We start from the raw sequence: 3,985 nt of genomic DNA on the forward strand, positions 1-3,985 counted from the left end.
CAGTTGCTACCAGATCAGCTTACCCTGCCACTAATTTGGCTGGGACTATTATTCAATAGCATAACCGGCAGCATCCCCCTGCACGACGCGGTGTGGGGTGCAATAGCCGGTTACATGTCCCTGTGGTCAGTGTTTTGGTTATTTAAACTACTAACCGGCAAAGAGGGCATGGGCTACGGTGATTTTAAATTGCTCGCCGCACTCGGTGCTTGGCTAGGTTGGCAGTTTTTGCCGCTGATTATTCTATTATCTTCTGTCGTCGGCGCGGTGTTTGGCGGTGCGGTAATGATGCTTAAACGCAGCGACAGTTCTACCCCAATGCCCTTTGGACCCTATCTTGCCGGTGCTGGCTGGATCGCGCTGTTCTGGGGCGAAGCGCTCATCGACGGCTACCTCCAACTCGCCGGTATTCGCTAACAACACCTTAATATTATGAGTAAATTCATCGTAGGACTAACCGGCGGCATCGGCAGTGGTAAAACCGCCGCGTCTGATCGCTTCGCCAATTTAGGCATCGGCATTGTCGATGCCGATGTTATTTCTCGCGAAGTCGTTGAGCTCGGCAGCCCCGCACTGCAAAAAATTGCGGCGCACTTTGGCGACTCCCACCTACTTGGCGATGGTCAACTAAATCGCGCAGCCTTGCGCCAAACGATTTTCGCCGACCCCGCCGCCAAGCAGTGGCTGGAGTCTTTACTTCATCCTCTTATCGCGAGCGAAACCCTGCGCCAATTGCAAAGCATTGAAAGTGCTTACGCGCTTTTTGTGTCGCCACTGCTCGTTGAAAGCCAGCAAAAAGCGATGTGCGATAGGCTGATAGTAGTCGATGTGCCGGAGTCATTGCAGCTCAGCCGAACAATGGCCAGAGACTATAACGAGCAAGCCCAGGTTGAGCGAATTATTGCCAGCCAAGCCACGCGCCAAACCCGCTTGGATGCCGCCAGTGATGTGATCGACAATACCCTCGGCTTGCCCCAATTAGATCTGCGGGTGAGTGAACTGCATCAGCAATTCTTAAAGCTTGCCGCCGCGAAGGTCTAGCTAGTCTTTTAAAGTATCTGGAAATTAATTGTCATGAATAAACCGTCGACCATCACCGTGCCTTGCCCCCAGTGTAAAACCGAATTAGTGTGGGATACGAACAATCCCTTCCGGCCTTTTTGCTCGGATACATGCAAAAATCATGACTTAATCGCTTGGGCAAATGAAGAGCACAATATTCCCGGGGACTCGCTCCACGACGATGTATTAAGTAGGGATTTAGAACAGGATTATTAAGGCTGAGACGGGATATTCAAGGCAGTTTTAGATGACTTCCGCGCACTGAATCGCCTCAACGATCGCCACATTGGCCGCTGGAAACACATAGTCAGAAAGTGCTTGCGGGCTCACCCAGCGCAGTGGCTGACCTTCACGCCCAATCGCCTCACCACTGAAACGGCTCACCAGCCATACATCAAGACATACCCTTTTATCGCCGTAGTCATGATTAATTTCGATCAGTGAGCGGCAGCTTGCCAACTCAATATGTATGCCCAACTCTTCGTGCAGTTCACGAGCGAGGGCGTCACAGACGCCTTCGCCAGCCTCAACTTTACCGCCGGGAAACTCCCACAAACCACCTTGATGGGCGTCATTCGCGCGGCGGGCGATAAGGATATCGCCCAAGGGGTTAAAGACGACCCCAACCGCAACGTGAACACGCGTATTAACTGCGGTATTCGGCATTGATTTTGACGTAGTCGTAAGAGAAGTCGGTAGTCCACACGGTTTCCGCATGCTGACCGCGATTCAAATTGATTCGAATTCGGATTTCAGCCTGCTTCATTACCGCGGCACCCGCTGCTTCGGTATAGGATTCTGCGCGACCGCCGTGCTCAGTAATCAGCACATCGTCCAAGTGAACCGTTAATGCCGACACATCCAGTGAATCCACCCCAGCGCGACCGATAGCAGCAAGAATCCGCCCCCAGTTTGGATCACTGGCAAACAGTGCGGTTTTCACCAGCGGCGACTCCGCCACCGCGTAGGCGACTTTAAGGGCCTCGCTAACATCTTTGGCGCCGGTCACTTCAACCGCAACAAACTTGGTAGCGCCTTCGCCATCGCGAACAATGGCATGGGCCAGCTCTAAAAACACCTCGTTAAAGACCTGCTGAAGCGCATCGAATACTGGGCCGCGGGTTTCTGTTAGCGGCTCACCGCCGGCGCGACCTGTTGCGACCAGCACACAGGCGTCATTGGTCGAGGTATCGCCATCGATAGTAATACGATTAAACGACGCATCGGCAGATTGATCTAACATCACCTGCAAAACATTTGGCGCGATATTGGCGTCCGTCGCGACATAACCCAGCATAGTCGCCATATTGGGCTTAATCATGCCCGCGCCTTTGGATATACCGGTAACGGTAATTGTGCGGCCAGCAATCTCAATTTGCCGAGACGTCGCTTTAGGGCGAGTGTCAGTGGTCATGATACCGTTTGCCGCGCGCTCCCAGCTATCAGCAGACAGCGCTGAAATTGTTGCGGGCATCGCTGCAACCAACTTATCCAGGGGTAGCTTTTCGCCGATAACGCCGGTCGAAAATGGCAGAACCGCAGAAGATTCCAGCCCGACCAGTTCAGCTAAGGCAGCGCAGGAGTTGCGCGCATTGAGCAAGCCGGCTTGGCCGGTACCCGCATTGGCATTACCCGTATTAATCAGTAAATAGCGTGGCGAAGTGCTGGCCAAATGTTCTTTGGCCACAGTAACCGGCGCAGCGCAAAAAGCATTAAGGGTAAATACCCCCGCTACCGAGGCACCCTCACACAATTCAAAGACCACGGTATCGATACGGCCTACTTTTTTTATACCCGCACTTGCCACCCCAATCCGCACACCGTCTACAGTGTGAAGAACGGGCAATTCACCAGAACCTACTGCCATGCTAGCGCCTACCTCAGTCTAATTTGCCGTGACACTGTTTGTATTTTTTGCCCGAACCGCAGGGACAAACCTCATTGCGCCCGACTTTACGGCCGTCCCGGACAAAGGTCTCTGGGGTACTTGGTGCGGCTTCCGCGTCTTCATCGCGAACTTCGTCGTCTAAGGTCAGACCGCTGGATTCGGCGTGTTGAAATTCCATTGCCCGCTTGGCTTGCTCCTCGCGACGCTGCCGCGCTAACTCTTCAGCATTTTCGTTTTGCTGGAGACGCAAATGCGAGAGGAAACGAATAACTTCGAGCTTCAAGCTGTCGAGCATTTCTTGGAACAATTCAAAGGCTTCGCGCTTGTACTCTTGCTTGGGGTTTTTCTGAGCGAAGGCGCGCAAATGAATACCGTGACGCAAGTGATCCATGGTCGCCAAGTGCTCTTTCCACAAGGTATCCAATACTTGCAGCATGATATGGCGTTCAATCTTGCGCATGTCCGGGCCAACCAAGGCGCACTTCGCTTCATAGGCGTCAGCGATAGCCTGATTAATTTTTTCGATCAGTACTTCTTCATTGACTGAGCGATCTTCGTCCAGCCAAGTTTGCAGCGGTAGCTCGACTTCAAAGTCAGTTTGTAAGCGACGCTCTAATCCGGCCACATCCCACTGTTCTTCTAAACTCTGCGGCGGAATATATTCCCGCACGACATCGCCAACCACGTCTTGGCGAATCGCCGTTAGCATGTCGCTGATGTCATCCGCTTCCATCAGTTCATTGCGCTGCTGATAGATGATTTGGCGCTGGTCGTTAGCGACATCATCGTATTCAAGCAATTGCTTACGCATGTCGAAGTTGCGACCTTCAACTTTACGCTGGGCTTTTTCAATGGCGTTAGACACCATGCGGTGCTCAATCGCCTCACCTTTTTCAAGGCCTAATGCCTGCATAATGCCCCGCACACGATCTGAGGCAAAAATCCGCATTAGACTATCTTCTAACGACAAATAGAAGCGCGATGCACCTGGATCGCCCTGACGACCAGCGCGGCCACGCAACTGGTTATCGATAC

General features: G+C 52.7%; 6 protein-coding genes. 3 read left to right on the top strand and 3 right to left on the bottom strand.

Going from position 1 to position 3,985, the window contains the following annotated elements:
- The 3 genes from ABYT30_RS16655 to ABYT30_RS16665 form a co-directional block, all read left to right on the top strand.
- A partial coding sequence (locus tag ABYT30_RS16655; RefSeq protein ID WP_373097564.1) for an A24 family peptidase occupies positions 1 to 417 on the top strand: 417 nt, incomplete at its 5' end.
- A 15-nt stretch (positions 418 to 432) separates the two neighbouring features.
- Positions 433 to 1,041, top strand: coding sequence for a dephospho-CoA kinase (gene coaE / locus ABYT30_RS16660; RefSeq protein ID WP_373097565.1), 609 nt, complete (start codon positions 433 to 435; stop codon positions 1,039 to 1,041).
- Positions 1,042 to 1,074: 33 nt separating this feature from the next.
- On the top strand, positions 1,075 to 1,278 hold the full coding sequence (locus ABYT30_RS16665; protein ID WP_373097567.1) for a DNA gyrase inhibitor YacG: 204 nt from the start codon (positions 1,075 to 1,077) through the stop codon (positions 1,276 to 1,278).
- 27 nt (positions 1,279 to 1,305) lie between these two features.
- On the opposite strand, the gene mutT is transcribed toward ABYT30_RS16665, so the two are convergent.
- The 3 genes from mutT to ABYT30_RS16680 all read right to left on the bottom strand — a co-directional run.
- A complete protein-coding gene (mutT, locus tag ABYT30_RS16670) occupies positions 1,306 to 1,728 on the bottom strand; it encodes an 8-oxo-dGTP diphosphatase MutT (protein WP_373083932.1) in 423 nt (140 codons plus the stop codon).
- Positions 1,709 to 2,929 (bottom strand): bifunctional glutamate N-acetyltransferase/amino-acid acetyltransferase ArgJ, encoded by a 1,221-nt coding sequence (gene argJ, locus ABYT30_RS16675; protein ID WP_373097568.1) that lies wholly within the window; start codon positions 2,927 to 2,929, stop codon positions 1,709 to 1,711. The genes mutT and argJ overlap by 20 nt, the downstream gene beginning before the upstream one ends.
- A 13-nt stretch (positions 2,930 to 2,942) precedes the next feature.
- Positions 2,943 to 3,985, bottom strand: a 1,043-nt coding sequence (locus ABYT30_RS16680) for an SEC-C metal-binding domain-containing protein (protein ID WP_373097569.1), incomplete at its 5' end; no start/stop codon positions are given.

It is taken from the genome of Zhongshania sp., assembly GCF_041623545.1.
Classification (GTDB): Bacteria; Pseudomonadota; Gammaproteobacteria; order Pseudomonadales; family Spongiibacteraceae; genus Spongiibacter.

What these genes read in the sequence shown, in the direction of transcription:
- mutT (WP_373083932.1), bottom strand. Translation starts at nt 1,728, where the DNA reads ATGCCGAATACCGCAGTTAATACGCGTGTTCACGTTGCGGTTGGGGTC.
- coaE (WP_373097565.1), top strand. Translation starts at nt 433, where the DNA reads ATGAGTAAATTCATCGTAGGACTAACCGGCGGCATCGGCAGTGGTAAA.
- ABYT30_RS16665 (WP_373097567.1), top strand. Translation starts at nt 1,075, where the DNA reads ATGAATAAACCGTCGACCATCACCGTGCCTTGCCCCCAGTGTAAAACC.
- argJ (WP_373097568.1), bottom strand. Translation starts at nt 2,929, where the DNA reads ATGGCAGTAGGTTCTGGTGAATTGCCCGTTCTTCACACTGTAGACGGT.